28 protein-coding genes, 1 tRNA gene and 1 pseudogene are annotated in these 24,607 nt (G+C 63.1%); 9 read left to right on the forward strand and 21 right to left on the reverse strand.

All coding sequences use genetic code 11. The features are described 5' to 3' along the window. Positions 1-8 precede the first annotated feature (8 nt). The 18 genes from KFK14_RS09920 to KFK14_RS10005 all read right to left on the reverse strand — a co-directional run bounded on the left by KFK14_RS09920 (position 9) and on the right by KFK14_RS10005 (position 15,112). Positions 9-617: a S26 family signal peptidase gene (locus KFK14_RS09920; RefSeq protein WP_156448117.1), complete on the reverse strand. Its 609-nt coding sequence runs from the start codon at positions 615-617 to the stop codon at positions 9-11. Then, positions 589-1,482, reverse strand: a complete 894-nt coding sequence (locus KFK14_RS09925) for a type-F conjugative transfer system pilin assembly protein TrbC (protein ID WP_066768206.1) — start codon at positions 1,480-1,482, stop codon at positions 589-591. The genes KFK14_RS09920 and KFK14_RS09925 overlap by 29 nt, the downstream gene beginning before the upstream one ends. After that, positions 1,454-2,575: a conjugal transfer protein TraN gene (gene traN, locus KFK14_RS09930; RefSeq protein ID WP_082733563.1), complete on the reverse strand. Its 1,122-nt coding sequence runs from the start codon at positions 2,573-2,575 to the stop codon at positions 1,454-1,456. The genes KFK14_RS09925 and traN overlap by 29 nt, the downstream gene beginning before the upstream one ends. After that, positions 2,572-4,506 (reverse strand): hypothetical protein, encoded by a 1,935-nt coding sequence (locus KFK14_RS09935; protein WP_212610685.1) that lies wholly within the window; start codon positions 4,504-4,506, stop codon positions 2,572-2,574. Before KFK14_RS09935 ends, traN begins: the two co-directional genes overlap by 4 nt. Further along, the gene (locus KFK14_RS09940) at positions 4,503-4,865 is read right to left on the reverse strand and encodes a hypothetical protein (RefSeq protein WP_156448118.1); all 363 of its coding nucleotides are present in this window, start codon (positions 4,863-4,865) and stop codon (positions 4,503-4,505) included. The genes KFK14_RS09935 and KFK14_RS09940 overlap by 4 nt, the downstream gene beginning before the upstream one ends. After that, positions 4,862-5,878 (reverse strand): TraU family protein, encoded by a 1,017-nt coding sequence (locus KFK14_RS09945; RefSeq protein WP_066768210.1) that lies wholly within the window; start codon positions 5,876-5,878, stop codon positions 4,862-4,864. Before KFK14_RS09945 ends, KFK14_RS09940 begins: the two co-directional genes overlap by 4 nt. Then, positions 5,875-6,603 carry a conjugal transfer protein TraW gene (locus KFK14_RS09950; protein ID WP_066768213.1) on the reverse strand — a complete coding sequence of 243 codons (729 nt, stop codon included), beginning with the start codon at positions 6,601-6,603 and terminating at the stop codon, positions 5,875-5,877. The genes KFK14_RS09945 and KFK14_RS09950 overlap by 4 nt, the downstream gene beginning before the upstream one ends. Beyond that, a complete protein-coding gene (locus KFK14_RS09955; protein WP_066768215.1) occupies positions 6,593-6,832 on the reverse strand; it encodes a hypothetical protein in 240 nt (79 codons plus the stop codon). The genes KFK14_RS09950 and KFK14_RS09955 overlap by 11 nt, the downstream gene beginning before the upstream one ends. Beyond that, on the reverse strand, positions 6,829-7,089 hold the full coding sequence (locus KFK14_RS09960) for a hypothetical protein (protein ID WP_066768220.1): 261 nt from the start codon (positions 7,087-7,089) through the stop codon (positions 6,829-6,831). Before KFK14_RS09960 ends, KFK14_RS09955 begins: the two co-directional genes overlap by 4 nt. Further along, positions 7,086-7,412, reverse strand: coding sequence for a hypothetical protein (locus tag KFK14_RS09965; protein WP_066768222.1), 327 nt, complete (start codon positions 7,410-7,412; stop codon positions 7,086-7,088). Before KFK14_RS09965 ends, KFK14_RS09960 begins: the two co-directional genes overlap by 4 nt. After that, the gene (locus tag KFK14_RS09970; protein WP_066768225.1) at positions 7,412-9,952 is read right to left on the reverse strand and encodes a TraC family protein; all 2,541 of its coding nucleotides are present in this window, start codon (positions 9,950-9,952) and stop codon (positions 7,412-7,414) included. The genes KFK14_RS09965 and KFK14_RS09970 overlap by 1 nt, the downstream gene beginning before the upstream one ends. After that, positions 9,949-10,593 (reverse strand): TraV family lipoprotein, encoded by a 645-nt coding sequence (locus KFK14_RS09975; protein ID WP_066768237.1) that lies wholly within the window; start codon positions 10,591-10,593, stop codon positions 9,949-9,951. The genes KFK14_RS09970 and KFK14_RS09975 overlap by 4 nt, the downstream gene beginning before the upstream one ends. Positions 10,594-10,628: 35 nt before the next feature. Beyond that, entirely contained in the window at positions 10,629-12,011 is a 1,383-nt protein-coding gene (locus KFK14_RS09980; RefSeq protein ID WP_246524983.1) for a TraB/VirB10 family protein, read from the reverse strand. Further along, on the reverse strand, positions 12,008-12,793 hold the full coding sequence (locus tag KFK14_RS09985; protein WP_066766945.1) for a type-F conjugative transfer system secretin TraK: 786 nt from the start codon (positions 12,791-12,793) through the stop codon (positions 12,008-12,010). Before KFK14_RS09985 ends, KFK14_RS09980 begins: the two co-directional genes overlap by 4 nt. Continuing rightward, positions 12,777-13,415 (reverse strand): TraE/TraK family type IV conjugative transfer system protein, encoded by a 639-nt coding sequence (locus KFK14_RS09990; RefSeq protein ID WP_066766948.1) that lies wholly within the window; start codon positions 13,413-13,415, stop codon positions 12,777-12,779. Before KFK14_RS09990 ends, KFK14_RS09985 begins: the two co-directional genes overlap by 17 nt. Before the next feature lie 8 nt (positions 13,416-13,423). Beyond that, positions 13,424-13,690, reverse strand: a complete 267-nt coding sequence (locus KFK14_RS09995) for a type IV conjugative transfer system protein TraL (RefSeq protein ID WP_066766951.1) — start codon at positions 13,688-13,690, stop codon at positions 13,424-13,426. Between the two features lie 131 nt (positions 13,691-13,821). After that, complete coding sequence (locus KFK14_RS10000) at positions 13,822-14,136, reverse strand: hypothetical protein (RefSeq protein ID WP_066766954.1); 315 nt, start codon at positions 14,134-14,136, stop codon at positions 13,822-13,824. A 175-nt stretch (positions 14,137-14,311) separates the two neighbouring features. Continuing rightward, positions 14,312-15,112: a DsbC family protein gene (locus tag KFK14_RS10005; RefSeq protein ID WP_066766957.1), complete on the reverse strand. Its 801-nt coding sequence runs from the start codon at positions 15,110-15,112 to the stop codon at positions 14,312-14,314. Between the two features lie 557 nt (positions 15,113-15,669). Here KFK14_RS10005 and KFK14_RS10010 point away from each other — a divergent pair. From KFK14_RS10010 to KFK14_RS24330, 7 genes and pseudogenes are all read left to right on the forward strand, one after another. Beyond that, entirely contained in the window at positions 15,670-16,146 is a 477-nt protein-coding gene (locus KFK14_RS10010; protein ID WP_066766960.1) for a hypothetical protein, read from the forward strand. Between the two features lie 95 nt (positions 16,147-16,241). Next, a complete protein-coding gene (locus KFK14_RS10015) occupies positions 16,242-16,667 on the forward strand; it encodes a helix-turn-helix domain-containing protein (protein WP_066766963.1) in 426 nt (141 codons plus the stop codon). A 262-nt stretch (positions 16,668-16,929) separates the two neighbouring features. Beyond that, positions 16,930-17,394 carry a MarR family transcriptional regulator gene (locus KFK14_RS10020; protein WP_231736674.1) on the forward strand — a complete coding sequence of 155 codons (465 nt, stop codon included), beginning with the start codon at positions 16,930-16,932 and terminating at the stop codon, positions 17,392-17,394. Positions 17,395-17,527: 133 nt separating this feature from the next. Beyond that, positions 17,528-18,025, forward strand: a complete 498-nt coding sequence (locus KFK14_RS10025) for a Ros/MucR family transcriptional regulator (RefSeq protein ID WP_066766966.1) — start codon at positions 17,528-17,530, stop codon at positions 18,023-18,025. 54 nt (positions 18,026-18,079) lie between these two features. Continuing rightward, positions 18,080-18,355, forward strand: coding sequence for an HU family DNA-binding protein (locus tag KFK14_RS10030; protein WP_066766969.1), 276 nt, complete (start codon positions 18,080-18,082; stop codon positions 18,353-18,355). 450 nt (positions 18,356-18,805) lie between these two features. Next, the gene (locus KFK14_RS10035) at positions 18,806-19,075 is read left to right on the forward strand and encodes a hypothetical protein (protein ID WP_066766979.1); all 270 of its coding nucleotides are present in this window, start codon (positions 18,806-18,808) and stop codon (positions 19,073-19,075) included. A gap of 306 nt (positions 19,076-19,381) precedes the next feature. After that, positions 19,382-20,317, forward strand: a pseudogene (locus KFK14_RS24330) (recombinase family protein); the annotation flags it as partial. Positions 20,318-20,509: 192 nt separating this feature from the next. Here KFK14_RS24330 and KFK14_RS24215 read toward each other — a convergent pair. From KFK14_RS24215 to KFK14_RS10055, 3 genes are all read right to left on the reverse strand, one after another. Continuing rightward, positions 20,510-20,638 carry a hypothetical protein gene (locus KFK14_RS24215; RefSeq protein ID WP_269454155.1) on the reverse strand — a complete coding sequence of 43 codons (129 nt, stop codon included), beginning with the start codon at positions 20,636-20,638 and terminating at the stop codon, positions 20,510-20,512. A gap of 255 nt (positions 20,639-20,893) precedes the next feature. Then, positions 20,894-20,970, reverse strand: a tRNA-Pro gene (locus KFK14_RS10050). Between the two features lie 167 nt (positions 20,971-21,137). Further along, on the reverse strand, positions 21,138-21,275 hold the full coding sequence (locus KFK14_RS10055; RefSeq protein WP_212610686.1) for a hypothetical protein: 138 nt from the start codon (positions 21,273-21,275) through the stop codon (positions 21,138-21,140). 368 nt (positions 21,276-21,643) lie between these two features. Between KFK14_RS10055 and yajC the strand changes: the two genes are divergently transcribed. Together yajC and secD are read left to right on the forward strand one after the other, a co-directional pair. After that, positions 21,644-21,979, forward strand: coding sequence for a preprotein translocase subunit YajC (yajC, locus tag KFK14_RS10060; protein WP_070151166.1), 336 nt, complete (start codon positions 21,644-21,646; stop codon positions 21,977-21,979). Positions 21,980-22,002: 23 nt separating this feature from the next. Further along, positions 22,003-24,588 (forward strand): protein translocase subunit SecD, encoded by a 2,586-nt coding sequence (secD, locus tag KFK14_RS10065; RefSeq protein ID WP_212610687.1) that lies wholly within the window; start codon positions 22,003-22,005, stop codon positions 24,586-24,588. The last annotated feature ends 19 nt before the right edge of the window (positions 24,589-24,607 follow it).

Genomic DNA, 24,607 nt, shown 5'->3' on the forward strand with positions numbered 1-24,607 from the left:
GAGACGGATCACAGCACTTTCTCCATACGCTTGAGCCGCTTGATTGCGACGGGGCCGTAGTAACGGCTGTCGAACCCGTCGGGATGGTGCGAGCCGACGAAGATAGAGCCTTGGGGGATCGTTCCGAGTTTCGGCTGCCAGTGATCGAGCTTCATGCCATTCCGCCCGAAAGGCTTCGACACATTGAGCAGGCGCCCATTGCAATAATACCAGCCGTCGTACCGCCCGTTTGGGGCGCCCGGTATCATCGAGGGCTTCTCGATCATGTCGATCCGCTCGCCGGACATGCACAGCGCCTGCTTGGTGACGTTGACGGGCTTCGGCCCTGCAAGCGGGTGCGAGAGCAGGAACATGACATAGTCCCCCTTGCGGATAGGGCCGGCACTTGCGCGCACTGCCACCGCATCGATCGAAGGGCTCATCACCCAGGTCAGCTGCGGGATCGCCCAGAGCGTCGCGAGGCCGATGGGCAGCACGATGACATAGGCTTTCCACAGCTGCGCCGGGCGGACCGGCTGTCCGAGTCCCGAACTTCCGAGTGCAACCGCTGCACGCAGCGGGAGCAGCCTGATCTCGGGCCAGGCCGCCCTAGCGGCCCTGAAGGCGACCTTGAACACCCTCCACCTCCTGCTTTCCGCCCAGACGGGCATATTCTTCGAGAAGCCCTGAGAGGGCCGCGTCGCCGTAGACCACATGGGCGGCAAGAGGGCTGGCATCGTCCCGCTCGCAATAGGGCTGAGTGGGATCGCCCGGAATCATGGCGAGTGCGGGAACCGCTTTTACCCCGTGCTGGCGGAACACCAGTGGATCGACGATCAACTGGACATTGCGCATGGCGCAGGCCGGGCCTTCGCAGCCGGGATCGAGCCGCAACACCTCAGCCGAGAGCTTCGCCATCGGTCCAACCCTGGCAAGCCCGCCCGGCATCCCGCGAAACGCCATGACGCCACCGACCTTCTCGAGCTGGACAGCATAGGTGCGGAGTGTCGTCACTGGCATAGAGGAGGAGACGAACAGCACCGGCACCCAGGCATTGGCCACCTTGGGCGCGCCGGCTTCACCCGCTGCCATATCGGTTGCTTCGAGGCCGAGTGCTTGGGCGATGCGCTTGCCCATTGCTTCGCGCTGGGCGGCAAAGGCGTCCTTGCCAGTCTCGAGAGCGGCGCGCGCACGCGCGTCCATGGCGGGCGAGGGGGCATGCTTGCGCAAACCCTCGAATGCGCGGCGGCGCTCGGCCTCGGGTAACTCCGGAAGCGCAGTCGGGCCTATCGGCGTTTCCGCCTTCTGCCGGGCAACCGCGTCCTTCAGCCGCTCCATCGCGGCATCGCCCTGCTGCCTCGTAGCACTGTGCGGGGTGGCTTGCTGCGGCGGGGCGTTGCCCTGCGCGACAGCGGCATTGGCGCACCCGAGCGCAATGCCAAGCATCAGCAGAGTGCGCCCAGCACGCACGGCGTTACTTGCCGACGGCCTGCATGTAGGCATCGATCCTGTCCTTCATGTCGATCTGGATTTGGCTCTGGGTGCGGGCCTCGATCTCCGCGTAATATTCGGAAAGGTCCATTTTGGAGAAATCGAGCGCCTGGAATTCTTCCGGCGTAAATCCGCGGCAATAGGGTTTCTTGGGTGTACCCCAGCCCAGGCCGTTGAAGCTCTTCAGCTGCGGGCGGCCCTGCTCCTGGATGATGCGGCCGAGCTTGGTGTTGAAGCAACAATGGCCCTTGGCTTTCTGAATGCAGATGCCGAGTATCTTCGAGGTGCAATAGGTTCCGACCTCGTGGCACATGCCCGAGCCGCGCAGCATGCCGGTTTCCATATCCTCCTGGTCGCAGCCCTGGAGGAGCACCTCGATCATGAAATTGACGGCGAGGCTGATCGCGATCGAGGTCGGGTCGATCCCGACAATCATCGCATTGGCGCCGGCGCTTGCCGCCTGGCTCGCGGTCGCACCGGCCTTGAAGGCCGTGTAGGCGGCCTTCATGCCGGTGAACACGCCCTTGGCGACGGCGATCTTGGTGCCGATCGAGCCGAGCGACGAGCCCATTCCGTCCTTGACGATCTTGCCCTTGTCCTTGCAGCAATTGCTGAAGGTGTTGAGAAGCCCGGGCGGGCGGCAGCGCACCGCGCGGCCCGAGAATATCTCGATATTGGCCGTGCAATTGCCATCGGCATCGACGACGCCATCGGCGGGCACGCCGGGATCACCCATTGGCGGTTCCTCAGTGACGGGCGCGGCACCGGTATCCTGACAGGCATTGGGCGAGCAGGTCGGCGCGCCGCCCGAGGCGGGGACTTCGCAAGGATATTGCGCGCCCAGCGGGCAGGCATAGGCTCCGGGAGCCGTGACCGTGCAGGCCACAGCCTGGATCGGGCACTGCCAGCTATTATTCTCCATTGCCGTGCAACTGCCGGTCTCGCCGGCGTCGGCGGCATCGCCATTGCCGTTCAAATCGGCGGCGCAGATCTGCTCGGCATGGGCCGGTGACACGCCGACAAAGGCTGTGCCTAAAAACAAGGCAAGGGCGATCGCGAGATTGGGGGCGAAAGTGGAGGCGAGGGGAGAAGACCGGCGCTTCATGGTACGGCACTCGTGCAAGTCATGTCGGCGCCGGCGAGCCGGACGGTCTGCATCATCACCACCGCTTCGGGAAAATCGTCGAGGCAGCCGCAGGCCGAGACGATCTCCTCACCGGGGCCTGCGGGGCAGACATTGGCGGCGTCGCAGCTGTGGTAGAAGGTGTCATAGCCTGAGGGCGTGTTCTGCCGGTTTGCGACCACGCCATCGGGCGCAGCGGCGGTGTTGGCCTTGGGCGCGCGGGTTTTGCAGATCGGCTCGCAAGCGGGCACCGCGCCTTGCGCGGGCAGCGAAAAGCTCCGCGCCGAGGTCGATATGCTGCCGTCCTTCGCCTTTTGCCGGTCGGCGAGCAGCGTCTCGGTCGAATGGTCGATGATATAGGCGCCGCGGCTGAGATCGGGTTCGGGGAGCGCCGCGCTGTCGGTGGTACAGGCATAGGTACGGTCGCGCTCGAAGAAATCGCGGCTGAGCGAGAGCGTGCAGCTTGCCGTGCCGAACAGCCGCGTCTGTGGTAGCGGTCTGAGGCCCGTCACCACACCGCTCCGGACAGTCTGGACGCCATCGACCTGTTCCTCGGACAGATGGCATTTGGGATCGGCACCATAGCCCGAGCAGAGATCCACGATGCGCTCTGAGGTCTTGCAGCTAGTGTCGACCTCGGCGTGGACCTGCGCGAACGCCTCGCCCCCTTTGCCGACCGCGACGCGCAGCCAGATTTCATGATCGCCCTTGGTGAGGTAGGGTTTGAGATCGATGTTCGGCGAAAAATAGCTGGTGCGCTTGCGCTCGCATTTTCCAGGCGGATAGCCCGAACCGGTCCATGCCCCCGGGCCGTAGGCGACGAGCGCGCCATCGACCCGGACCTGCCCCCAGTCATCGGCGAAGAAGAAGGGCAGGGTGACTGCCTTCAGCCGGTCGGGATCCTCGACATGGAGGGTCATCCGAAAATCAAACAGGGTGCAGGACCCGCCATTAAGGCTGTTGTCGGCGGGCGATCCCATCAGGAAATCGACCATCCCCGCGCCGCCATCGATGGTCGCATAGCCGCCGGCAGTCCGGGCGATGACGTCCTCGACCTTGATCTCCTTCAGCGTCACCTCGCGGGTGATGGTGCAACCGCGCAGCTGCTGGGCTTTGCCCGTTCCGGCAGGTGACGCGATGAGCGCCTGAAACACCCGATTGGTCGACGACAGTGCGAAGGCGTCGCCCTGGATGGCCGCCGGATTGCTGCGATAGCTGGTCTGGCCGATGGCGGGACTCGCGGTGCAGGCGGTGGTTTGCGCGCCGACATAGTCGATCACGGGCCCGTTGATCCGGGCCTCGGCGACACCGATGCGCGGGTCGGCTGTGGTGAGCGCACCGACCATGCCGCCGCCCAGGTCCTTCAGGACGGAGGCAAGGTTGCCGAAGACCAGATTACTGCCGCAGCTGTCGTTGACGCAGTAGCAGCCTGCGAGTTCGGGCATGTCGACCTGGGTCAGCTTGAGATCCTTCGCGCTATCCAAATCCCAGCGGAATGAGCGGCACTGGTTCCAGGTGCCGGGCACACAGGAAATCACGCCATTGGCGCAGATGCCCGATACCGGCACAGGCAGGGTCGAGCTGCTGTCGAAGGTTCCGTCAAGATCCTTGTCACGCGAAATCCGGACCAGGCCGATATCGCCGGTGGACGAGGGCTGGATCAGCACTTCGAGCAGGTTCGCAGTTTTCTGGCAGGCAAGGGTCGGGGTGAAGCTTTTGCTGCCATCGACCGTCGATACCGACTGCCCGCTCATCCCCGGTGTCACATAGTTATTGAGCAATGTGTCGCTGTCGCTGGTCTTGGCGCGTGAGGCGATTGCCGCAGCCCGGGCGCGATCCTCGACGGTCTGCGCGAACAGCGCCGTGGGCAGCAACAGCGCCGCGCTGGTCAAGGCGATGATCGATGGCTTCATGACGTCACCCCGCAAAGCGCGTGGGTGCGCGACCCTTTGCGCAGGCGGAAAATGTCTCCGCCCGGCACCACGCCGTTCTTGTCGCGATCGGCGCCCTTGATGATCCGGAACATGGCCTGGTGTTCGAAGGTGGTCAGCACGGCCATCACCCTTGCCGGAGCGTCTGAGAGGGGGAACGCATCCGGGAGATTGACGACCGTGCTGACCGGGTTTGGAGCGGTGCCGCTGGGGGCGAGCGGCACCGCTCCCGCCGCGCGCGTACCCTGGCAGCCTTGCTGGCTGTGGCGGGCAGACCATAGCTTACCCGGGGCTTGCGCGAGACGTTGGCGATTTTGGATGAATGGGGTGACGTGGGTCATGGCACCGGAATCCCGGCGCAGCAGATCACCTTCTCGAAGAGCATGAACTGGGCATTGTCCTTGCCCGGTGCGTGTTTGCCGCTTGACCAGAGCGCGCCCGGACGGCCGATATTGACGCATTTGCCGCCCTTGACGGGCTCCATGATCTGGAGCTTGTAGCGAGACTTGGTCCAGATCGGCTGCGGCTTGAACGAGCAGCCATCGGCCGACGAAATGGTGAGCGCACCTAGCCGCCCCATCATGAAGGTGCCGCGCGCGGCGAGGCCCGCCCATGCTTCGACGCTGTCGTCGAAATGGATGTCGCCGGCGATGGGATAGGTCGCGCCCCAGGACCCCATGCACCAGAACAGCGGATCGATGACCTTGCCGGCGGCAGCAGCGGCACTGTCGGCCATGCAGGCAAGCCCGGCGGCGGGATTGCCGAACAATATGCCCTCGGGCTGGATGATCGCGCCCAGCGTGCCCGACTGCCAGGTCGGCAGCACCTCGGTGATCAGCGCGACGTCGAAACCGTCATCCTCGAGGCAGGGCAGGTCAGTGAACATGTCGAGCATCTTCCAGACCGGTGATATGTAATAATGCATCTGTGCGAACATCTTGCGCGTGTTTGTTCCGTCAGAGATCGAACTCTGGCTGCCCTGCAGCTTGCCATGGGTGGGCAGGAGATCGGCCCCCAGCGCCATCATGCAGCCGGGCTCGGTCACGACATCGACCATGCGATTGGGTGACCAGAAGCTGACCTTCACCCCGAACCAGAAAGTCGCGCCCTTGCGGCAGGCGCATAGGGGCTTGGAAGAGGACTGGGCGTCGAGTTCCTTCGACAGCTTGTCGAAGCTGCCGATCCGCACCCCGCCGATGGTGATCGGGAAAATGCAGTTCCACCGCACCTTGGTGATCGGATTGAACACGGTGCCTGCCGGACAGGACGAGGCGTGGGCAGGCGCTGCGGGAGCCAGTCCTGCCAGCAACAGGGCGGCCGCGACCGTCCGGGCCTTTGAGAACAACCGGGTCATTGACCGTGCCTCCGCGATGATGTCGGGTTGGTCGGCGATGCACCCGCTGCGCTGCGCGTGAGTGAGCGATCCAACCGGACCTCGGTAAGTTCCAGTTTTTGGCCGACCTGGGCGATGATCACAGGAGCCACGGTGAGGCTGAGCCGCTCCTTGATCCTCTCTTCGAGGATGAAGATCGGGCGACCGGTTCGCTCCGACAGCGTGATCGCATCGTCGTCCTGCGCGCTGCCCGCCGCCAGCAGGATGAAATCGGTCAATCTCGCGGTCTTCAGTGCCCAGCCCAAATCGCGCGGGTGGACGACCACCAGCCGCTGCGGCAGCGTCACATAGGAGAGCGGATTGAAGCTGTAGCCCTTGGGGTAGAGCAGTTCACCGCTGGGCAGCCGGATCTCGGTATCGAGCGTGTAGAAGGGGACGGCGATGCGGGTCTGGCTCTTCGTCGCGGGCGCAAGACTTGCCGATTTCATCGCCGACCACGACGAACGTGGACCGAATTTCTCGCGCATGTCGGGCGGGAGCCGCGCTGTCCGGGCTTCGATCTCGGCGAGCGCGTCAGGTTCAGCAATCGGCCAGGTGCGCCCGATGGTCGAGGTCGCGGCATGGGCACGGGCGGCGACCACGGCGGAGGCCAGAAGGAGCAACGCGATCGATGCCGACTGGAAAATCACGACGCCCCAGCCTTGCTGGCGATCATCGGGGCTCGGAGGTCGGGGATCAGCGGCCATGGCGGCGCCTCCACCAGTTCTGGCGCTCATCGTCCGTCAGGCCGTGGATCGCGGCGCCGAGGCCGCTCGCCGCCAGGATGAACACCAATGCCACCAGTACGCGCAGTACGGCATCGAGCTGCGGCGCTGACCACAGCACCAGCGCGGCCTGAATGAGCAGCAGGAGGTGGGTGCCGACCATCAGGCGGATCGCCGAGGGGCCGGGCGCTGCGGAGAGGATGCCTCTCATCGCCGCCTCCATTTGCTGATGCGGCCAAGCGCTTGCCGAAACGCGGATGGCAAGCGAACGAGGGCGATGCGCGCCTCCCGTTCGACCCAGAGCATCGAAGCTTGCCGTTCGGTGATCGCCTCGAACGCGGTGATCTCGTCACCCATTTCCTGATGGCGGCGCAGCAGGAAGGCGTGAAGCGTCTCGTCAGCGCGGCGACCTGCGAATAAACAGACCTGCGGCCGATGCGTGCCATTCAGCAAGGACGGGCCGGTCATTGTCCCCTCCAGCGGCGATAGCGGGCGATGAGGCGCCCGGTGAGCCCGGACAGGACGATCAGGAGCAATCCGCTGGCAAGGCAGGCAGCCCCGACGATGACAGCCCCGCGCAGCACCAGTTCTGCCGGTTGCTTGAGCGTGATGCCTGCCGCGAGGACCAGGCTGGCCATCAGCACCGTCTCGATCATGATCAGCCGGAACCGCCAGCGCAGCGCCGCGGCTTCGGCGCGGATCGCGACGCGCGCCTCGATGATCCGCTCGATCTCGGGATCCTTGCTCCAGTCGAGGTCGATCTGGTCGGGATGGGTCGGCCTCAATCGCATCACACTGCCTCCCGGTTGGCTTGGCCGAGGAGGAGCGGTGCGCGCTCCCCGAGAATTTCCGCCGGATCGACACCGGCGAGTTCGCAGACCGCCTCGAGCGGCGAGCGACCGAGGCGCAGCAGCGCCTCGAAGGCGGCGACTTCGGTGGGGGCAGAAGTGTTGATCCAGTAGCTGAAGGGATCGACCACTAGCCGCGCGATGCCGAGGCCCAGCGGGCTATCGATGAACACTTCGGAATAGTTGGGCTTGTTGTTGCGGACCGATTTCAGCAGCTCGAGAACGAAGCCCGAATAGTCGAGGATCTTGTTCTCGACCGCCTTGTCGTAAGTGCTGCCCTGCAGCAGGAAACGGGTCGCGGCGTTTTCGAGGATGACCTGGCCGGTGCCGCCGAACAGCAGCAGGTCGTTCATCGACTGCATGACGATGCCGAAGCTGCCCTGATATTTGCGCGCGCGGCGATACCCTTGCCCGAAGGCTTCGGCGAGGCGCGAGAGATCCTGCCCGTCGGTGCGGGTCATGAACTGGGCGGCTTCGTCGCAGAGCACGAAGCGCGGGCGGTCTCTCCCAGAGAGGTAAAGCTCCTGGGTGACGGCATTCACCACCACCATCACGACCACGTTGAACAGGTCGGGCATGTTCTTGAGCCGTTCGAGCTCGAGCACCACGAATTCGTCGCTGGAAATATCGAGGGTGGACGGCCCGTTGAAATAATGCCCATATGCGCCGTCCGACCCGAAATCGCGCAGGTTGAAGGCCAGCTCGCGCGCGACTGGCACGAGATGCTCGACCCGGTCGAGGTCGCTCGTGGTCTGGGCGGGATAGGCGCCGAGCCAGTCGCGCACTGCGTCTATCCCGTCCTCGGCACGGCCCGAGTCGATCGTCCACTGGACGGCGGATTTGAGCAGGTTCCATTCCGAGGTCGAGACCCCCTTGCGGGTCGCGGCATTGGCCATCTCGGCGACGATCGCGACCGCCATGGCGATCGCCGACTGGCGGTCGTCGCCGTCGAGCGCGAACCCCATGTCGAAGGGGTTGAGCACGAGGCGTTCCTCGCCGATGTCAATATAGCGGCCCGAGCACAGTGTGCAGAGTTTGCGGTAGGAGCCGCCGATATCGATGATGCGGATGAGCGCGCCGGACGCGTAATATTGCTGGCAGAGATTGTTGAGGAGGAAGCTCTTGCCCGCACCAGACTCAGCCGAGACGATGAAATTGTAGTTGTTGATGCGTGGGTCGAAGAGATCGAGCGTGATGAGCTGGCCCTTGCGGCCGGTATAGAGCAGCGCCGGGCGCCCGCCGCCGCGAAAATCGGTCTGGATCGGCGCCATCAGCACCGCGGCCTTGACCGGCATGCGAAAGTCGCGCTCGAGCATGCGCAGCGTCTTGCCGTCGGGATAGAGCCCGAACGGAAGGCTCATCGGCAGCAGCACGGGATTGAGGTAGCTTTCCTCCTGCATCATGAAGGGTAGGGGTTCCGCTTCCCACAACCGCTTGGCGCGCGCCGCCATCTCGCGCGCCTGGGCGCGGGTCTGACCGAACACCCAGACCGTCGGGATCACCCGGACGAAGCGGCTGTTGCCCGCTTCGTCGAGAACCCAGCCGATCTCCTCAATCTGCTTGCCGACTTCGACCGCGAAGGAACCTGCCGCCTTTTGCGCCGAGAGGATCTGTGCGCGCTTGTGGATCTCGAAAGCCGAATGATCGAACAGGACGTTCAGGGTGTAAAGGAACGGCCCGCCGATCTGGTCGCTGTCTTCGGACGAGCCGCGCATGCCGCCGGTCAGGCGATTGGCGCGCTCGGCGCTGATCCTCCGCGCCGGCGCCTTGGGCGTGAGGCAGCGCGCAACCTGATTGCCGAGAAAGACTTCCGGACCCTCGAACAGCAGGTTGGGACCGGCATCGATGATCTGCTTGCGCAAGGGGCGGGGCTCGCTGCCATCGCTTGAGCCGCCCGTGAAATTGCCGGGCGCGGCCTCGAATACCCCGTTGAACACGCGGCGGTAAAAACTCATCATCTCTTCCGGCGGCAGCGGTACGATCCCGAGCTTAGCGAGCTGCTCTTCGATCTGTCGCCGCGTATCCTGACCCAGCGGTTTCCGCGTCTTGACGGCAAGGATGGTGCGGAAATTGCGGATCGGGATGCCGTGGAGTGCGCGCAGCCCGTGGCGGCCTTGCCGCAGATACTCGTAGGTCCTCCGCGCCGAGGCCTGGATCAGCGGATCATCGCGGGTCTTGAGGTCCAGAAAGGCATCGAGCGCATCGTCGATCAAAGGATCGGCGAAACTCATGATCTGGAGCACTGAGCCCGGCTCAAAATGAATGTTCAAAAGGCCAAGCAAGGCACTGTGAACATGTGCGAACATATAGGCCGAGGGCACCAGCTCCCAGGCATAGCCCCAGCCATCGTCGATGGTGAGGAAGGCGCCTTCCTGCTCGACCCAGGCGACCAGCGGCAGATGGTCCGAATAGGAATCGCGCGCGACATGCCGGCGCAAGGCGGCAAAGCTGAGCCCGCCGGTCTCGTGAGCCCGCGCGCTCACCGGCGCGGCTCCTTGCGGGGCAGTGGTGTTGCAACCGAGGGCGCTAAAGGTGCGGGTGCCGGATCAATGCTGTCGGCGGATTTTTCGCGCAGCTGGCCAAGCACCGGAAGTTGGCTGGCGGGCAATACCGGTTCGACCAGATAGCCGCCGACCACCCAGGACGGGCGCTCGAGAATCGAATAAACGTAGCGCGGCATATAGAGCCGGTCGGGCCGCTGCCGGTCTGCATAAGGGAGGATCAGGGTGCGCACGGCCTGGCTGGGCTTGAGCATCGGGGTGACGGGCTGGTCTATCAGCCCTTGCAGCTCGCGATAGACGCTGTCGCGGTAGGTGCCATAGGCCTTGCCATGCGTTGCCGCGGTCGTGGCGTCGGCCGCTGTCGCATTGCTTCCGCGCAGCAGTTTCTTGTCACGCGTGACCGCAGGATCGGAGCGGGGGCTGCGGCCCGCAACTGCATCCTCATAGGCCTTCTCAGGGTGGATGCACTGGCCGTGATCGCTATTCTTGCAGGAGAACTTCTCCGAATAGGGTGACATCAGCGAGCCGACCGTGGCACAGCCGCCGAGCGGCAGCGCGGCCGCAACGAGCGTGAGCGGCAGCAGACGGCTGAGGCGCGGCCGGACGACGGGCGGGTGCTCCATGGCGGATTCTCCGAAACTGGGGTGGGGCCGGGGCATCAGAACTTGGCTCCGGCGCTGGGCTTGATTTCGAGGGTCACGCCCTCCTGGATGACGACGACCACTTCCTTGGCCGCGCCGACCTCGACGATGGGGCCGGCCTGACGGGCGAGATCGAGGTAGAAGTCGGTCAGCTTGTCCGAGGATTTGGATAGGCCGCCGGCGATCCCGGTCTTGGCGGCATCGCCGGCGTTCAGCGTGCGCACCGTGCCCAATGCCGAAGTCGAGGTCTCGCCAAAGGTGCTCTCGACCGACTGGCTGATCCCGCTGATGGTGCCGGCGATGAAACTGCGCGCGAGCGCGGCGCCGGCACGGGTGACGACCTTGCCCGACAGGCCCTTCTTGCCATCGGCATCGACGAAGAAGCCCTTGACCGGCTGATCGACCACCGAATGCTCGTCGAAATCGACGCAGGAGAGTGAGACCAACTGGATCTCGACGCGCTCCTTGGCGAGGCTGCCCGTCGCATTGCCGACGACGAAGCAGCCCGACAGGTTCGCCTTGACGTCATTGGGAAGCACGGCGGGCGCCTGGACGCGGGCGATGATCGGTTCCGGGTTCGACGTCGCGTCCCGGCTCGCCAGCGCGTCCACCCCGGTCAGCAGCCGCGCCTTCATGAAACCAGGCGGCAAATAGATCGTCCGATTCTTTTTTTTCGAATCCGGCCCATTTCCCGATGCATCCTTGGGCAGCACCGGACTGGTTGCTCCGCCGATCGAGCCGACGACCTTTTCTACCGGTGGGGCGGGAGGTGCGGCCGGCGGTGCGGGCGGAACCGGCGGCGAAGGCAGTTCCGTATCTACGCCTCCAGGCGCACCGCCCGGCGATGGTGGGAAGGCCGGCGCACTGCCCGGCAGCGCGGGTGGCAGGTCGCCGCTGTCGGCTCCGGCAGCATCGCCGCTGGGCATGGCGCCGTGGGGCACGACCTTGCCTTCCTCGATCGCGGTGATGCGGTCGCCGAGCAACTGCTGGCCGTCGATGACCTTCTTGAAATCGCCGCGCAGCTTCTCCTCAAGGCTGTCGCCGCGCAGGCCTGCGCCCATATCAAGCTTGGAGGCGGCGGGTGCGGGCGTGCTGCCCTTTTCGCTACCGGTGCTTGCCGAATAGAGGCCGTAGCCTAGCACGCCGACCGCGCCGGCCAGTGCCGCCTGCTTGATTCGGAGCTTCGCGCCCGAGCCGAGCGCGTCCCAGCGCGCTTTCCAGGCAAGCGGCGCAGGGCCGCGCTCGCCACGGATGCCGTCGACACCGGCTTCGTCGGCAGCCGCTTCGGCAGCCAGATGCGTGCGGTAAGGGCTGTCGGCGAGTTCCGCAGCAGGTACATCGAGCGGGCGGCTCTCGCCGGACGTGGCTTTGCCGGACATGGGTGTGTCGTCGCTGTTCATTGTCCCTCTCCCCGGCGGATGACGATGAGGCGCGCGGTCTCGCCAGGCTTGAGCGTCAATCGGTCGAGCGAGACCGCGAACACGTTGGCGCCGAGGCTGCGGTCGAGGAATGTCCGCTCGTCGAGCGTGGTATCGGCGTTGGCGGCGACCAGATATTCCGAGGCCGATAGCCCCGCGCCCTCGATCGAGACGCGACGCCGTTCGGTGAGTATCGCCGCAGGAAGTCCCGCAAGCACGATCCTGCCGGCGCGCGGTGCGACTTCGGCGAAGCTTGCCGGAACCCGGTCCTGCAGCATGGCGAGCGTGATCGAGACGGCGCGGTCTTCCTCGACCAGCGGACCCATGAGATCGGCGTTGACCTTGGCGCGCTGGATCGATCCCGGCGTGAGCGTCACGGTTTGCGCCGGGATGTCGGACGGCTCGGCATAAAGCGGGTAGATCGCGCCGTTGCAGGCGATGAAAAATTCCGACGGGGTGGTGACGTAGCTGCGCGTCGTCTGGCCCAGATCCTCGGTTTCCTTGACCAGGAACTTGATCCAGGCGTCGGAACCCGCCTTCTCGACCGCGATCGCTTTCTCGGCTGAGAACTTGACATCCTCGATCTCGCCGCCCTCACAGACGACATGGTTGATGTCGCGGTTCGAGAGACGAACCGTGCTGGTCTGGTCGGGATAGGCGACGATCCCCTGCGCCCGGGCAGGCAGGACCGGCGTCAGGATTGCGGTGGCGAGCAGCATCGCCGATAGCGCGCGCAGGGCGCGTCCGTTACCGGAGTTCGGCATCGAATTTTTCCTCGGTGAGTTGGGTGAGCCAGAAGCGGCCATTGTCGATGGCGTAACCGATGTGGAGATTGCCGCGAAACTTGCGGATGACCCCGCCGATGACGCGGACCTTCTCGACCGGCACCACAATGTCGGTCGAGGTCCAGGTGACCGGCTGATCCGGCCTGATATAGGTCGCAATCGAGAGCGTCGGATTGTTCGCGAGCTCGTCGAGAATGGCGTTAAGGCTGTCGCGCAGGCCATTGTAAGCGCTGGGATGCGCGAGGCTCAGCAGTTCCTGGAACTGCTTGTCGGCGCTGTAGGCAGAATAGGTGCCCGAAAGGCTGACCACGTTGCGGGTCATGGTACGCAGGTACGCCGCCGAAGGCGCGTTGCCGGTGACGTAGAGGTCGCCCGATGCCCCGAACGGCACGATCACCGTCCGCTGGTTCTGGTTGGTCGTGTAGATCAGGGTGCCGAGCACCGCGGAGACCCCGAACATGCCGGCGATCGCGAATTTGAGCAGCCGGTTCTCCTCGAACAGGTTGGCCGAACCCTGGAGGTAGCGGTGGAGGCCGAAGCTGGCGGGCTTGTCGGCGAGCGGATCGCTTTCGGATCGGTCGCGTCGCTTGAAGAAAGACATCGTCGGCCTCACTCGAAGAAGCGGGTCTGGGTAGGACCCGGATAATGACGGAAGCGCACCAGCCCCCAGCGCCAGGCGAGGTGGGGCAGGAAACCGCGCGGCTTGCTGCGCTTCCACGGAATGAAAAGGAGAAGGGCGCAGATGAGCACCCAGCCGACCAGCCCGCCGACGATCGCGGCGACGAAGATGGTCGACATGACCAGTACGAACTCGTCCGAGCCGAACCAGAGGATCTGGACCGGGCCGTGCAGATACTGGGGCAGACGCTCGTCCAAAGCCCTTCTCCTCCTGCTTCATGACACCCGTCACCAGGGGTCATTTCCGAAGGCCGACCATCGGCCTCCAGCGTGTCGGGGGTCTCACCGGCGGCGGGTCCACTCAGGCGACCGGCTGACTCCCAAGGGGTTCAGATCACCATCCCGAAGGTCTGCAGGATCGAATCCGACTTGATCAGGGCGACCGCCGCGACGATCGTCGGGATGCCCACCATGATGTTGGAAAACAGTCGCGAGACGCCGAACAGAAAGGCCGCGACGCCGCCGACGAAGCCGAGCGGGCCCTTGACGCCCTTGTTCACGACGATGTCGTAAATGTCGTAGCCGAGATCGCCCGCCGCTGGCGCGGTGAAGGCGTGGGCTCCGCCGCTCACCATGGCCAGGAGGGCCAAAGGGACGCCGACATTGGCGATGGCAACAGCCTGGTTGCCAATCTTCTTGATCATATGCTTATGCTCCATGCTCGTGGAACCTCCCGGGACACTGCCTGCCGGCATCGATGGATGATCGCTGTCGGCCGACGCGCGCGGTGGGCGGCTCCTGACGGGCCGCGTGCGCCGGCATTCCGGTCCGCATGGTCCCGCGAAGGAACTCAGGCGTCCGCCAGATGGGATAGGCGCCTCACTTCGCGGCATTGGCACTCGCCTTGCCGCCATCGAGAAAGGCTTCGAGCTCGGCCTGCTGGAAGCCTGAGACGAGCTTGCCATCGACGATCAGCGTCGGCGTGCCGCCAATGCCGAGCTTGCGGACAATCTCGGCGTCCTCTGCGACCCGTGCCGCACCTGCAGCACATTTTTCGAGGGCTTTGGGGGCGGCGCCGGCGTAGATCGCGCGAAATGCGGCTTCCTTGTCCGCCGAGCACAATATGTGTTCGGCCTTGGCGGCTGCCTGCGGATGGATGCCGCTCACGAAATAGACGAGACGGTGGACCGGTTTGCCTTCAGCGGCCTTGGCCGTCCAGAACTTGTCGAGCGCCCGGCAATAAGGGCAGTCAGGATCGGTGAACTCGATCACATCGGGCGCGCCCGTGGGACCGATCGCCAGCGCCTTGTCCGGATCGATCAGCTTCAGGCGCTTCGCCGTGCTCGCTTCCTGCGTCAGCGCGGTGACGTTGATGCCGTTGCGATCATAGACGGTGGCGAACAGGATATGCTCGCTTGCCGGGGCATAATAGATGATGCGTCCGCCCGCGACCGCCTGATAGATCGTGCCCTTGACCGGCGCGGGGCCGAACTCCTCGAATTGCAGGTTGGTGAAGCTCTGGCGGAGCTGGGCTTGCGCGGCTTCTGCGGCTTCGGTGAGCAGCTTGGTCTCGGTCTTGCCGTCCTGATCGGGTGCGGCCAGTGCTGCAGTGCCGCCCAGGAGTGCCGCGAGGGCGCAGGTGATCAACGGCAGTCGCCGCAGCTTAGCGAATTTCGCCATGGTCATTATCCTTCTGGTTGGAATGGGGGAGTGCCGCCCGATCGATGCGGATGCTGGAGCCCAATGGGATTGAACGGGCCGGGATCGCACCTCGGGGAAAGTCGGGGTTCTGCGGGCCGCGCCGGGTTTCGCAGCGGATTACGAAGCCGCCCTCGCGCTCTACGACAACAAGACGAGGTCGCGGCTGCTGCGCGGTGGGCGTCGGCGTTCCATGCGGGGCGGGATGGGCATTTGCAGTGCTGGCGCCAAGTGCCAGCACTGCAATGCTCAAACCTGTAGATCCCCATAGGAACATGGACTGCCTCCTGCCTGTGAGCGAACAGCCCGGGTAGGGAACCTGACCCGCATCGACTGCGCTGTGTGGCGGCAGGAATGGTGTTTTTGACTTCAAATGAGCAAGGGCCAGGCCATTGTCTTGGCGCTGTGGCTGCGTCATTCTGACAAGCGCCAGCGAGTTACGCTTTTGGTTACTAATTCGTTGTATTTGAGGTCGGCGTCAGGGCCGTCAGGAGGAATGATCGATCGGCTCGACTTGATGGAAAGGGGCGAATCGCGCAGTGGGAAGGGTATCGCGTACCTTCAAACTGAAACTGTCACCCGCCGGGGTCGAGCTATTCCTCGACTGCCATTGCCGGCTCGGCCATCTTGTCAATGAGCTGCTTCCCTTCGGCAATACGCTCTACTGCGCACTCCTCCATCTGGAGTGTGTCGATACGCGTATCATCGCTGACGACCTGAAAACCTTGAGGGAATCCGGCCTGGCCGGCGAAAGGGTTTGTTTTGTAGGCGCGCCGCTCTCGCTGACGGAGGCGACTTCCAGACTCGCAGACCGGCTCGGCCCCGCGGCACAGCGGCGAGGCCCTGCTGCACTCAACTCGCGGCTCTTCATTGTCGCGCTGAAGCAATTTCGTCTGGCATCGCCCGAAGCCATCATGACAGCCTATGACGAGATGCTCGTTCAGGCCGGCGACTGCCTGAAGGTCGGCAAGACATTACGCGTCCGACGATCAGAGCTTTCCCCGATCGGGCAATAATGGCCACAATTGGCGTTGACCAATTGTGTATGAAACACCAATCCTCGACTGTCGTACTGCCGTGGCGGGCCAGATTCAGTAGTCAGGAGTGGGCGATGTCGCACGAAAGCGTGGCATCCGGTCCGGACGAATCTTCGCTTGCCGAAATCAAGCAGATGTCAGGCCGGAGAATAGAGGATGAACGCAGACGCCAGGGACTTACCCAACCCAAACTCGCGAAGCGGGCCGGTCTCAGCGTGAGTTGGATCCGCGAGATCGAGTCCGGCAATCCCAGGACCCGGATTGACGATCATTTGCGCTGCGTGACCGCACTTGGAATGCCGCCCTGTACCATTCTCATCCCCATGCTGTTCAAGGCGCACGGCAAGGCCTTCCCGCCCCAGCTCCTCGCTGGCAATCTTCATGAACTCGAATGTCATTTGCTCGAGTTCATAGTCAACCACACCATCGCCGACATGCGCCGCAGCCTGGGTTCTGACCTGGGCGAAGGATCTGAATCGGCGTTTCCGCAACTGCGCTAGCGAACCCTGACCGAAACGGAGGAATCCGCATTTTTATCACTAATGCGACGCACTAGCATATTTGCACAAGCTCCGTGTAACGGATTTCCGCGCGCATTGACCGTAAGCCCGCCACCAGAATTCAACCATCCCAAGGAGAGCCACACATGCCTGGAAACACGTCGTCTGCAACGAACGCAATGGCATGTGGCGAACCGGTGCTTCAGTGGCTCCTCTCCAGAGTCTCGGGGATCTCCGGCTATTGTCGCCCAAGGCATCGGCGGTGAACGATGGCCGTGATGAACCAAGCTCGACTGCACGGCCCGAACATGTCCTTGCAGGAGCCTATCCGGAAACCGGTGAGCTTGCCCTTCGCGACTCTGGTCTCGCTATCGTCCGTTGGTGGCTCAAGGCGCGGCGTCTGCGTGAGGAGACGTTCGGGCCTGGCCTGTTCGCCGACCCAGCCTGGGATATATTGCTCGACCTCTACAGCGCCGCCGCACGGGGCGAGCGCGTGCCGACATCGAGTCTCGCCCATGCCGCGCGCGTGCCGCACAGCACTGCGATTCGCTGGGTCAAGCTCTTGGCGAAGGCCGGCATAGTGGTCCGGGAGAAGGACCCTCGCGATGGGCGCAGAGTCCTTGTCAGCCTCAGCGGCGCCGCTACTGCATTGATGGAGGGCTATCTCGCACGGCTGAGCCGAGGCGGCGCTGTTCCCGCCGCTATCGTTCCGCAGGCTCCCGCATGATTTATTCGCGGCACCAGTCGTCCCAGACCTATCAGGCTGTTTGTGGGCGATGCCGACGCATTTGCAATTGGTGCCTGAAACGATAATCCGTTGTTCAGTTCTTCTCACCCCATTTCTCATCGGAAGGATATCCATGGAAGCGCAGTCGGATCAGGATATCAACCTTCTCACGCTCACTGCCGACATCGTTTCCGCGCACGTCGGCAACAACAGTGTCGCGATCAGCGATTTGGCTAACCTGATTGCCAGCGTCCATGCGTCGCTGGCTGGTCTGGGAACGACAGATGAGCCCGAAACGGTCGCACAGGAACCTGCAATCGCGGTGAAGCGCTCCGTCAAGCCGGACTACATCGTCTGCCTGGAAGACGGGAAGCAACTCAAGATGCTGAAGCGGCATCTGATGACGCACTATCAGATGACACCCCAGCAGTATCGCGCCAAATGGAAGCTGCCCGCCGACTATCCGATGGTCGCCCCGAATTATGCCGAAAAGCGACGCGCGCTGGCCAAGAAGATCGGGCTCGGACGGAAGCCTGGCAAGGTCAAGACTGCGGCAGTCCGAGCGCCAGCTCCTGCCAAGAAGGCCAGCGCGCCGCGCAAGAAGTTATCCCTCGCTGCGGCTAAAGGCTGACTACCCTACCCACTCATTTTCTACAGACCCCAACCCTCGAATGGAGAGCATGTCATGAACAATTCCGACCTCGTTGACCAAATTGCCGCCGCCAATGAGATCACCAAGGCCGATGCCAAAAAGATCGTTGATTCGGTGTTCGGCGCCATTGCGGATGCCGCCGCCAAGGGTGATGAGATCGCGTTGAATGGGTTCGGCAAGTTCAAGGTGAAGCACACGGCTGCACGCGAGGGCCGTAGTCCTGCCACCGGCGAGACGATCAAGATCGCTGCGTCGAAGAAACTGACCTTCTCCGCTGCCAAGGCGGTCAAGGACAAGCTGAACGGGTGATCCCCCTGGTCTGCGTTGTCCGGCAATTCGACTATCTTCAGGCAGTCTCGCGTCATGGGTGCGAGGCCGCTTGCCGATGAGCTTGAGTTGTTTTCGCTGGAGCAATAGCCACTTTTCCGTCAAATTCGCCATCTTAGTGGCTTCAGGCTGGCCAACCTCGTTTTTATCGTTTCGATATATTCGCGCCGAAGTATAGTCCGGGTGCTTCTTGGCCGCTCGACAGGGTTTCTGTTGGAAACCTCTCATGCATGCTGCGTGCTCCGGCGACCTGGTTCCCCATATTTACGCCGGACGATTATTGTTCGGATTGTGTCTGACATATGGTTTCGGGCAATCTCAAGGTCTGCCCGAGTTCGACCATGGAAGGGGAAGGGGAGTCGGGGCAGAAGAAGTGGGCGTCGAGGTGCGCGGTGTCCTGATCAGTCTTTACCGCAGCAAGCAGGCGTCCCAGTGACGCGGTCGGTTCCACCGTATCGGGACAACCGCTGTTCTGATCAGCCAGTGCGCCATAGCCGGCGCTTCTCCGACGAGATCGTAGAAGAAGCCTGTAGGGTGTTCCAGAAGCGAACCGATCGGCAACTGACGCACGAAGACGGCCGCCAGATTCTCGAGAACCTTGTGGGCTTCTTTTCGACCCTGCACGAGTGGGATCATGCGAGCGCCAAGACTGGCCATGAAGATGGACCGGCGATCAGTAAAATTCCCGGATCAGACGACTGATACTGTCGTTGATCGCACGTCGTCGTTATGGTCGAGCAACCGATTTGGTTTGGAAGGCCACATTTCAGCTCGCGCAAGAAGGTTGCTAACGTCATTGATCCTCACCCGTTGATTGAGCCCGTATCGGTTTTCGATACCGTCACCGACGGACTTGTGATGCCGTGGGAGCTTGTCGCCAATCCCGCGCAGTCCCTGAGCGTCGCAAGAGCAATGGCCTGGTGAGTGACGGGCGCGAGGTGCCTGCAACTGGAAGGAAATATCGACATGGCAACGGCGAGGTCGAAAGCTCGGGCGAAGCGCGAAGACATGCAGACGCCCAAGGCGGTCATCTACGCCCGGGTTTCGTCACGCGAGCAAGAGCGCGAGGGCTTTTCGATTCCTGCCCAACTCAAGCTGCTGCGCGAACACGCCGTCGCCAATGGATTCGTCGTCGCAGGTGAATATATTGATGTCGAAACGGCCAAGCAAAGCGGCCGGACCAGCTTTAACGAGATGATCCGGTTCCTGCGAAAGCGCAAAGTGATCAACACTGTTCTGGTCGAGAAAACCGACCGGCTCTACCGCAATCTCAAGGATTGGGTCACGATCGACGAACTGGAAGCCGAGATCCACCTCGTGAAGGAGGGCATTGTCCTGTCGCGGGAATCTCGGTCGTCGGAAAAATTCATGCACGGCATCAAAGTGCTGATGGCGAAGAACTACATCGACAATCTCTCCGAAGAGGTCCGCAAGGGGATGCTGGAAAAGGCAGAGCAAGGCCTTTGGCCGAGCGCCGCGCCGTTCGGATACCGGAACGTCGCTGAACCCGACGGCAAGAAGGTCATCGTGGTCGATCCTGATCAAGGGCCGATCATCGCCCGCATGTTCGAGTGGTATGCTACAGGCAACTATTCCCTGAAGGAAATCGGCGCGATGGCCCGCGGCGCCGGACTTGTCTATCGCAAGAGCGGACGTTCTGTTCCGGTCAGCACCGTGCATAAAATCCTGCGCAGTCGTCTCTATACGGGCGACTTCGAATGGTTGGGCAAGATTTACAAGGGTAGCCATCAAGCTTTGGTCAGCCTCGACCTGTGGCAGTGCGCTCAGGACATTCTCGACGGTAGAAACAATGTCCGCCACGCCAGGACCGGGGGCGGGGTCAAGGATTTTGCATTCACCGGTCTGATCTCGTGTGGGCACTGCGGTTGCGCGCTGACCGCCGAGATTAAGAAGGGCAAATACATCTATTATCATTGCACGGGGTATCACGGGAAATGCCCGGAGCGTTTTGTCCGGGAAGAAGTTCTCGAAGAGCAATTCGCGACCATTCTGGCGCGGTTGCGGTTTGATGAGGACGTGTATGACCTTATCGTCAAGGCGCTTCGCGACGGCTACTCCGTTGAGAAACGTGACCACGACGAGGCAGTGGCTCGCCTTCGTGCCGAGATCGACCGGCTACGGAACCGACTGGAAGGCGTTTACGTCGACAAGCTTGATGGGACCGTCAGCGACGACTTCTACCGCCGAATGTCGGTCCAGTGGCGCGACGAGATCGATCGTTGCCAGCGTGACATGACCCGTCATCTGGAGGCGAGTAGCACGTATATGGACGAAGGGGTCGCGCTCCTTACTCTTGCCCGTAAGGCCCACAGGCTGTTCGAATCGAAAGCCTCTGTCGAGAAGCGCAGACTGCTGAATTTCGTACTATCGAACTGCATTTGGCAGTATGGCGATTTGCGAGCGGAATACCGGCAACCATTTGATATGCTTGTTGAAATGTTCAGCCCGCCGCCACCCTCCAATGAGGGCGACGGGGCCGAAATTCCGCAAATTGAGAATTGGTCGGGGCGAGAGGATTCGAACCTCCGACCCCCACACCCCCAGTGTGATGCGCTACCAGGCTGCGCTACGCCCCGACCGGAGGGCGGCATTTAGGCGGATGTCTTGTCACATGCAAGGGCCTTGGCAGCATCAATCGGCGACCTGGACGCCGGGCATGAAAAAGCCATGCGGGGCGATCGCCCGGCATGGCCTGGAATCCTTCAAGAGCGGAAATCCCGCGAGAGGATGGCTGACGAAGATGTCAGCCGATCATGTCGGCGACGATCTTGCGCAACTCGCTTCCCGACAGGGTGGGCGAATGGCGGCGCGCTGCGGGGCGCAAGGCGCGGCTGGACAGCGGCTTCAGATGGCCGATGGTGGAAATGGCTTGGCTGTTCATATCAATCTGGTCCTTCGGGGCGGCGTTTCGGTCCGCCAGCAAAAATCGGAAAACTATACAGGGTTCGCATGGGCGGCGGCTTGGGCGGGCGGCGCATATGCCGCCTTCCGGTCCCCGGTTCGGGGCCGCCTCCATCCGCGCAATCCGCGAACGCCCTCTCCATGTAGGAATACATGGTTAATTTTCAATGAATTCACCCATGCGCCATAAGGCTGGCCGGGTCTGTGGGACGGCATGACCGCAATCCCCTTATCCCCGCGATCCGCCCAATGCTGTTGCCACCCGGCCCTGCTTTGTGTTAGCCGCGCGCCCTTGACGGCAAAGGGTGCAGACGCGCCCATAACGCCCATGGCATCGAAAGTTTCTCCATGTTCTCAACCCCTGCCTTTGCTCAGACCGCGGGCGCATCCGCTTCTTCCGGCGCCTTCATTGCGCAGGTCGCGCCGCTGGTCCTCATTTTCGCGGTATTCTACTTCCTGCTCATCCGTCCGCAGCAGAAGCGGATGAAGGATCAGAAGGCGAAGATCGACGCAGTGAAGAAGGGCGATCAGGTCATCACCGGCGGCGGCCTGGTGGGCAAGGTGGTGCGCGTTGACGAATTTTATGTCGATGTGGAGCTGGCCGCTGGCATGAAGGTGAAGGCGGTCAAGTCGACGCTGACCGACGTGCTTGACCCGATGTCGGCCAAGCCCGCCAACGACTGAACGCCAGAGACGAAAGACCCGCCATGCTCGTCTTCCCGCGCTGGAAAGTGGCGCTGATCATATTGACTCTGGCTCTGGGCGTATTGTTCGCCGTGCCGAGCTTCCTGCCCGACCGCATCGTGTCGAAACTGCCCGCGGCCATGCAGACGCGGGTCAATCTGGGCCTCGACCTGTCCGGCGGCAGCCATTTGCTGCTGGAGGCCAATCCCGACGATGTGGCCAAGCAGCGCGTCGAGAATATGGAGGAGCAGGTCCGCACCGCGCTCCGCCGTGACCAGCCTCGGATCGCCATCGGCGATATCTCGCGCAAGGACGGCAAGCTCAGCTTCATGGTGCGCGACAACAGCCAGGTCGACGCTGCCGTGGAGCGTTTACGCCCGCTGACGCAGGGTGCGGGGATGACCGGCCAGCGCGACTTCAATGTCGAGGTTGTGGATGGCAACACCATCGTCATTACGCCGACCCAGGCGGGGATCGACAAGGCGATCAATGATTCGATGGATGTCGCGACGGACGTGATCCGCAAGCGCATCGACGAAATGGGCACGCGCGAACCGACGATCATTCGCCAGGGTTCGAACCGCATCGTTGTGCAGGTGCCGGGCCTTCAGGACCCCAAGGCGCTGAAGGACTTGCTGGGCCAGACCGCGAAGCTGGAATTCAAGCTGGTCGACTATGCCGCCAATCCAGCGGAGGTGGCGCAGGGCCGCGCGCCGGTGGGCAGCGAAATTCTGCCCTATCCCGACAATCGCGGCGGTCCGCCGGTCATCGCCGTCAGGCGGCAGGTCATGGTCAGCGGCGAGGACCTGATCGACGCGCAGCAGACCTATGAGCAGCAAAGCAACACGCCGGTCGTCTCCATCACCTTCAACAGCGCTGGCGGCCGCAAGTTCGGCCGGGTGACGTCGGAAAATGTCAACCGCCCCTTCGCCATCATCCTCGACGGCAAGGTGCTGTCCGCGCCCAATATTAATGAGCCGATCCTGGGCGGCTCCGCGCAGATTTCCGGCAATTTCACGGTGGAGAGCGCCAACCAGCTCGCTATCGCCCTGCGTTCGGGCAAGCTGCCCGTCGCGCTGACGGTGGTTGAGGAACGGACGGTCGGGCCGCAGCTTGGCGCGGACTCGATCCGGGCGGGCATCCTCGCCTCCGCCATTGCGGCCGGGGCGGTCATCATCTTCATGTTCCTCAGCTACGGCCGGTTCGGCGTCTATGCGAACCTGGCGGTGGTCATAAACATCTTCGTCATCCTGGGCGTCATGGGCCTGCTGAACGCGACCCTGACCTTGCCGGGTATCGCCGGTTTCGTGCTGACTATTGGTACGGCGGTGGACGCCAACGTGCTGATCTACGAGCGTATCCGCGAGGAGCGGCGGAGGGGCAGGGGCGTCGTTCAGGCGGTCGAGTTCGGCTATAAGGAAGCCAGCCGCACCATCTTTGAGGCGAACGTCACCCACGCCATTGCCGGCGGCATCATGCTCGCGCTCGGCTCCGGTCCGGTGAAGGGCTTCGCGATCGTTCTGCTGATCGGCATCGCGACCTCGGTGTTCACGGCTGTCACCTTCACCCGCATGCTCGCCGCCCACTGGCTGCGCAAGGAACGCCCGGCCGACATCAAGATGGGCATCATGCGCATCGTGCCGGACGACACCAATATCGGTTTCGTCGCGATCCGGCACTGGGCGTTTGGCCTGACGGCGCTGCTGACGGTGCTGGCGGTCGGCGCGGTGGGCGTGAAGCACCTCAATCTCGGCGTCGATTTCGTCGGCGGTCTGATGATCGAGGCGAAGTTCGCCGAAGCGCCGCATCTGGACAAGGTGCGCTCCAGCATTGAGCGGTTGAACGTGGGCGAAAGCTCGCTGCAGCAGTTTGGCGATCCCAAGACGGTGTCGATCCGCCTGCCGGTCCCTGATCAGGGCGGCGCGGGCGCATCCAACCTGGTGGTGGAGAAGGTGCGCAAGGCGATGACGGCCGAATATCCGGGCGTTGTCTTTTCGCGCTACGACACGGTGTCGGGCAAGGTTTCGGGGGAGCTGATCCAAAACGGCATCCTGGCCGTGATGCTGGCGGTGATTGGCATCGCGATCTTCTCCTGGTTCCGGTATGAATGGCAGTTCGGCGTCTCCACCTTCGTCGCGATCATGCACGACGTGCTGATGACGCTCGGCTTCTTCGCGGTCACGCAACTGGAGTTCGACCTGAACATCGTCGCGGCGGTGCTGACGATCGTTGGTTACTCGATCAACGACAAGATGGTGATCGACGACCGTATTCGCGAAAATATGCGCAAATATCGCAAGATGGACATGAAGGGGCTGATCGACCTGTCCGTCAACGAAACGCTGCCGCGCACGGTGATGACCTCGGTTACGGTGATGCTGGCGCTGGCCGCGCTGCTGATCTTTGGCGGCCATGTGCTGCGCGGCTTCACGGCCGCGATGATGCTCGGCATCGTGGTCGGCACCTATTCCTCGGTCTATGTGTCCTCCTCTCTGCTCATCACGCTCGGCCTGAAGCCCCAGTTGACCGACAAGAAGTCGGCCAAGGGGATCGCCGGGCAGGGCGAGCGGGTCACGGCGCGGACCGCGGACGACGGCGCGCAGCCATAAGCGGCATGGAACTGAACCG

This window comes from Sphingobium phenoxybenzoativorans (assembly GCF_018286635.1).
In the GTDB taxonomy this organism is placed as follows: Bacteria; Pseudomonadota; Alphaproteobacteria; order Sphingomonadales; family Sphingomonadaceae; genus Sphingobium; species Sphingobium phenoxybenzoativorans.

Excerpts from the sequence above, each read along its gene's own strand:
- KFK14_RS10005 (WP_066766957.1), bottom strand. The coding sequence starts at position 15,112 with ATGGCGAAATTCGCTAAGCTGCGGCGACTGCCGTTGATCACCTGCGCC.
- KFK14_RS09965 (WP_066768222.1), bottom strand. The coding sequence starts at position 7,412 with ATGCGATTGAGGCCGACCCATCCCGACCAGATCGACCTCGACTGGAGC.
- KFK14_RS09950 (WP_066768213.1), bottom strand. The coding sequence starts at position 6,603 with ATGGCCGCTGATCCCCGACCTCCGAGCCCCGATGATCGCCAGCAAGGC.
- KFK14_RS10055 (WP_212610686.1), bottom strand. The coding sequence starts at position 21,275 with ATGAACAGCCAAGCCATTTCCACCATCGGCCATCTGAAGCCGCTGTCC.
- KFK14_RS09990 (WP_066766948.1), bottom strand. The coding sequence starts at position 13,415 with ATGTCTTTCTTCAAGCGACGCGACCGATCCGAAAGCGATCCGCTCGCC.
- KFK14_RS09940 (WP_156448118.1), bottom strand. The coding sequence starts at position 4,865 with ATGACCCACGTCACCCCATTCATCCAAAATCGCCAACGTCTCGCGCAA.
- KFK14_RS09925 (WP_066768206.1), bottom strand. The coding sequence starts at position 1,482 with ATGCCTACATGCAGGCCGTCGGCAAGTAACGCCGTGCGTGCTGGGCGC.
- KFK14_RS10030 (WP_066766969.1), top strand. The coding sequence starts at position 18,080 with ATGAACAATTCCGACCTCGTTGACCAAATTGCCGCCGCCAATGAGATC.
- traN (WP_082733563.1), bottom strand. The coding sequence starts at position 2,575 with ATGAAGCGCCGGTCTTCTCCCCTCGCCTCCACTTTCGCCCCCAATCTC.
- secD (WP_212610687.1), top strand. The coding sequence starts at position 22,003 with ATGCTCGTCTTCCCGCGCTGGAAAGTGGCGCTGATCATATTGACTCTG.
- KFK14_RS09985 (WP_066766945.1), bottom strand. The coding sequence starts at position 12,793 with ATGCCGAACTCCGGTAACGGACGCGCCCTGCGCGCGCTATCGGCGATG.
- KFK14_RS09960 (WP_066768220.1), bottom strand. The coding sequence starts at position 7,089 with ATGACCGGCCCGTCCTTGCTGAATGGCACGCATCGGCCGCAGGTCTGT.
- KFK14_RS10000 (WP_066766954.1), bottom strand. The coding sequence starts at position 14,136 with ATGATCAAGAAGATTGGCAACCAGGCTGTTGCCATCGCCAATGTCGGC.
- KFK14_RS09935 (WP_212610685.1), bottom strand. The coding sequence starts at position 4,506 with ATGAAGCCATCGATCATCGCCTTGACCAGCGCGGCGCTGTTGCTGCCC.
- KFK14_RS09955 (WP_066768215.1), bottom strand. The coding sequence starts at position 6,832 with ATGAGAGGCATCCTCTCCGCAGCGCCCGGCCCCTCGGCGATCCGCCTG.
- KFK14_RS10015 (WP_066766963.1), top strand. The coding sequence starts at position 16,242 with ATGTCGCACGAAAGCGTGGCATCCGGTCCGGACGAATCTTCGCTTGCC.
- KFK14_RS09975 (WP_066768237.1), bottom strand. The coding sequence starts at position 10,593 with ATGGAGCACCCGCCCGTCGTCCGGCCGCGCCTCAGCCGTCTGCTGCCG.
- KFK14_RS10025 (WP_066766966.1), top strand. The coding sequence starts at position 17,528 with ATGGAAGCGCAGTCGGATCAGGATATCAACCTTCTCACGCTCACTGCC.
- KFK14_RS09945 (WP_066768210.1), bottom strand. The coding sequence starts at position 5,878 with ATGACCCGGTTGTTCTCAAAGGCCCGGACGGTCGCGGCCGCCCTGTTG.
- KFK14_RS09980 (WP_246524983.1), bottom strand. The coding sequence starts at position 12,011 with ATGAACAGCGACGACACACCCATGTCCGGCAAAGCCACGTCCGGCGAG.
- yajC (WP_070151166.1), top strand. The coding sequence starts at position 21,644 with ATGTTCTCAACCCCTGCCTTTGCTCAGACCGCGGGCGCATCCGCTTCT.
- KFK14_RS24215 (WP_269454155.1), bottom strand. The coding sequence starts at position 20,638 with ATGACGGGTCATGTCACGCTGGCAACGATCGATCTCGTCGCGCCACTG.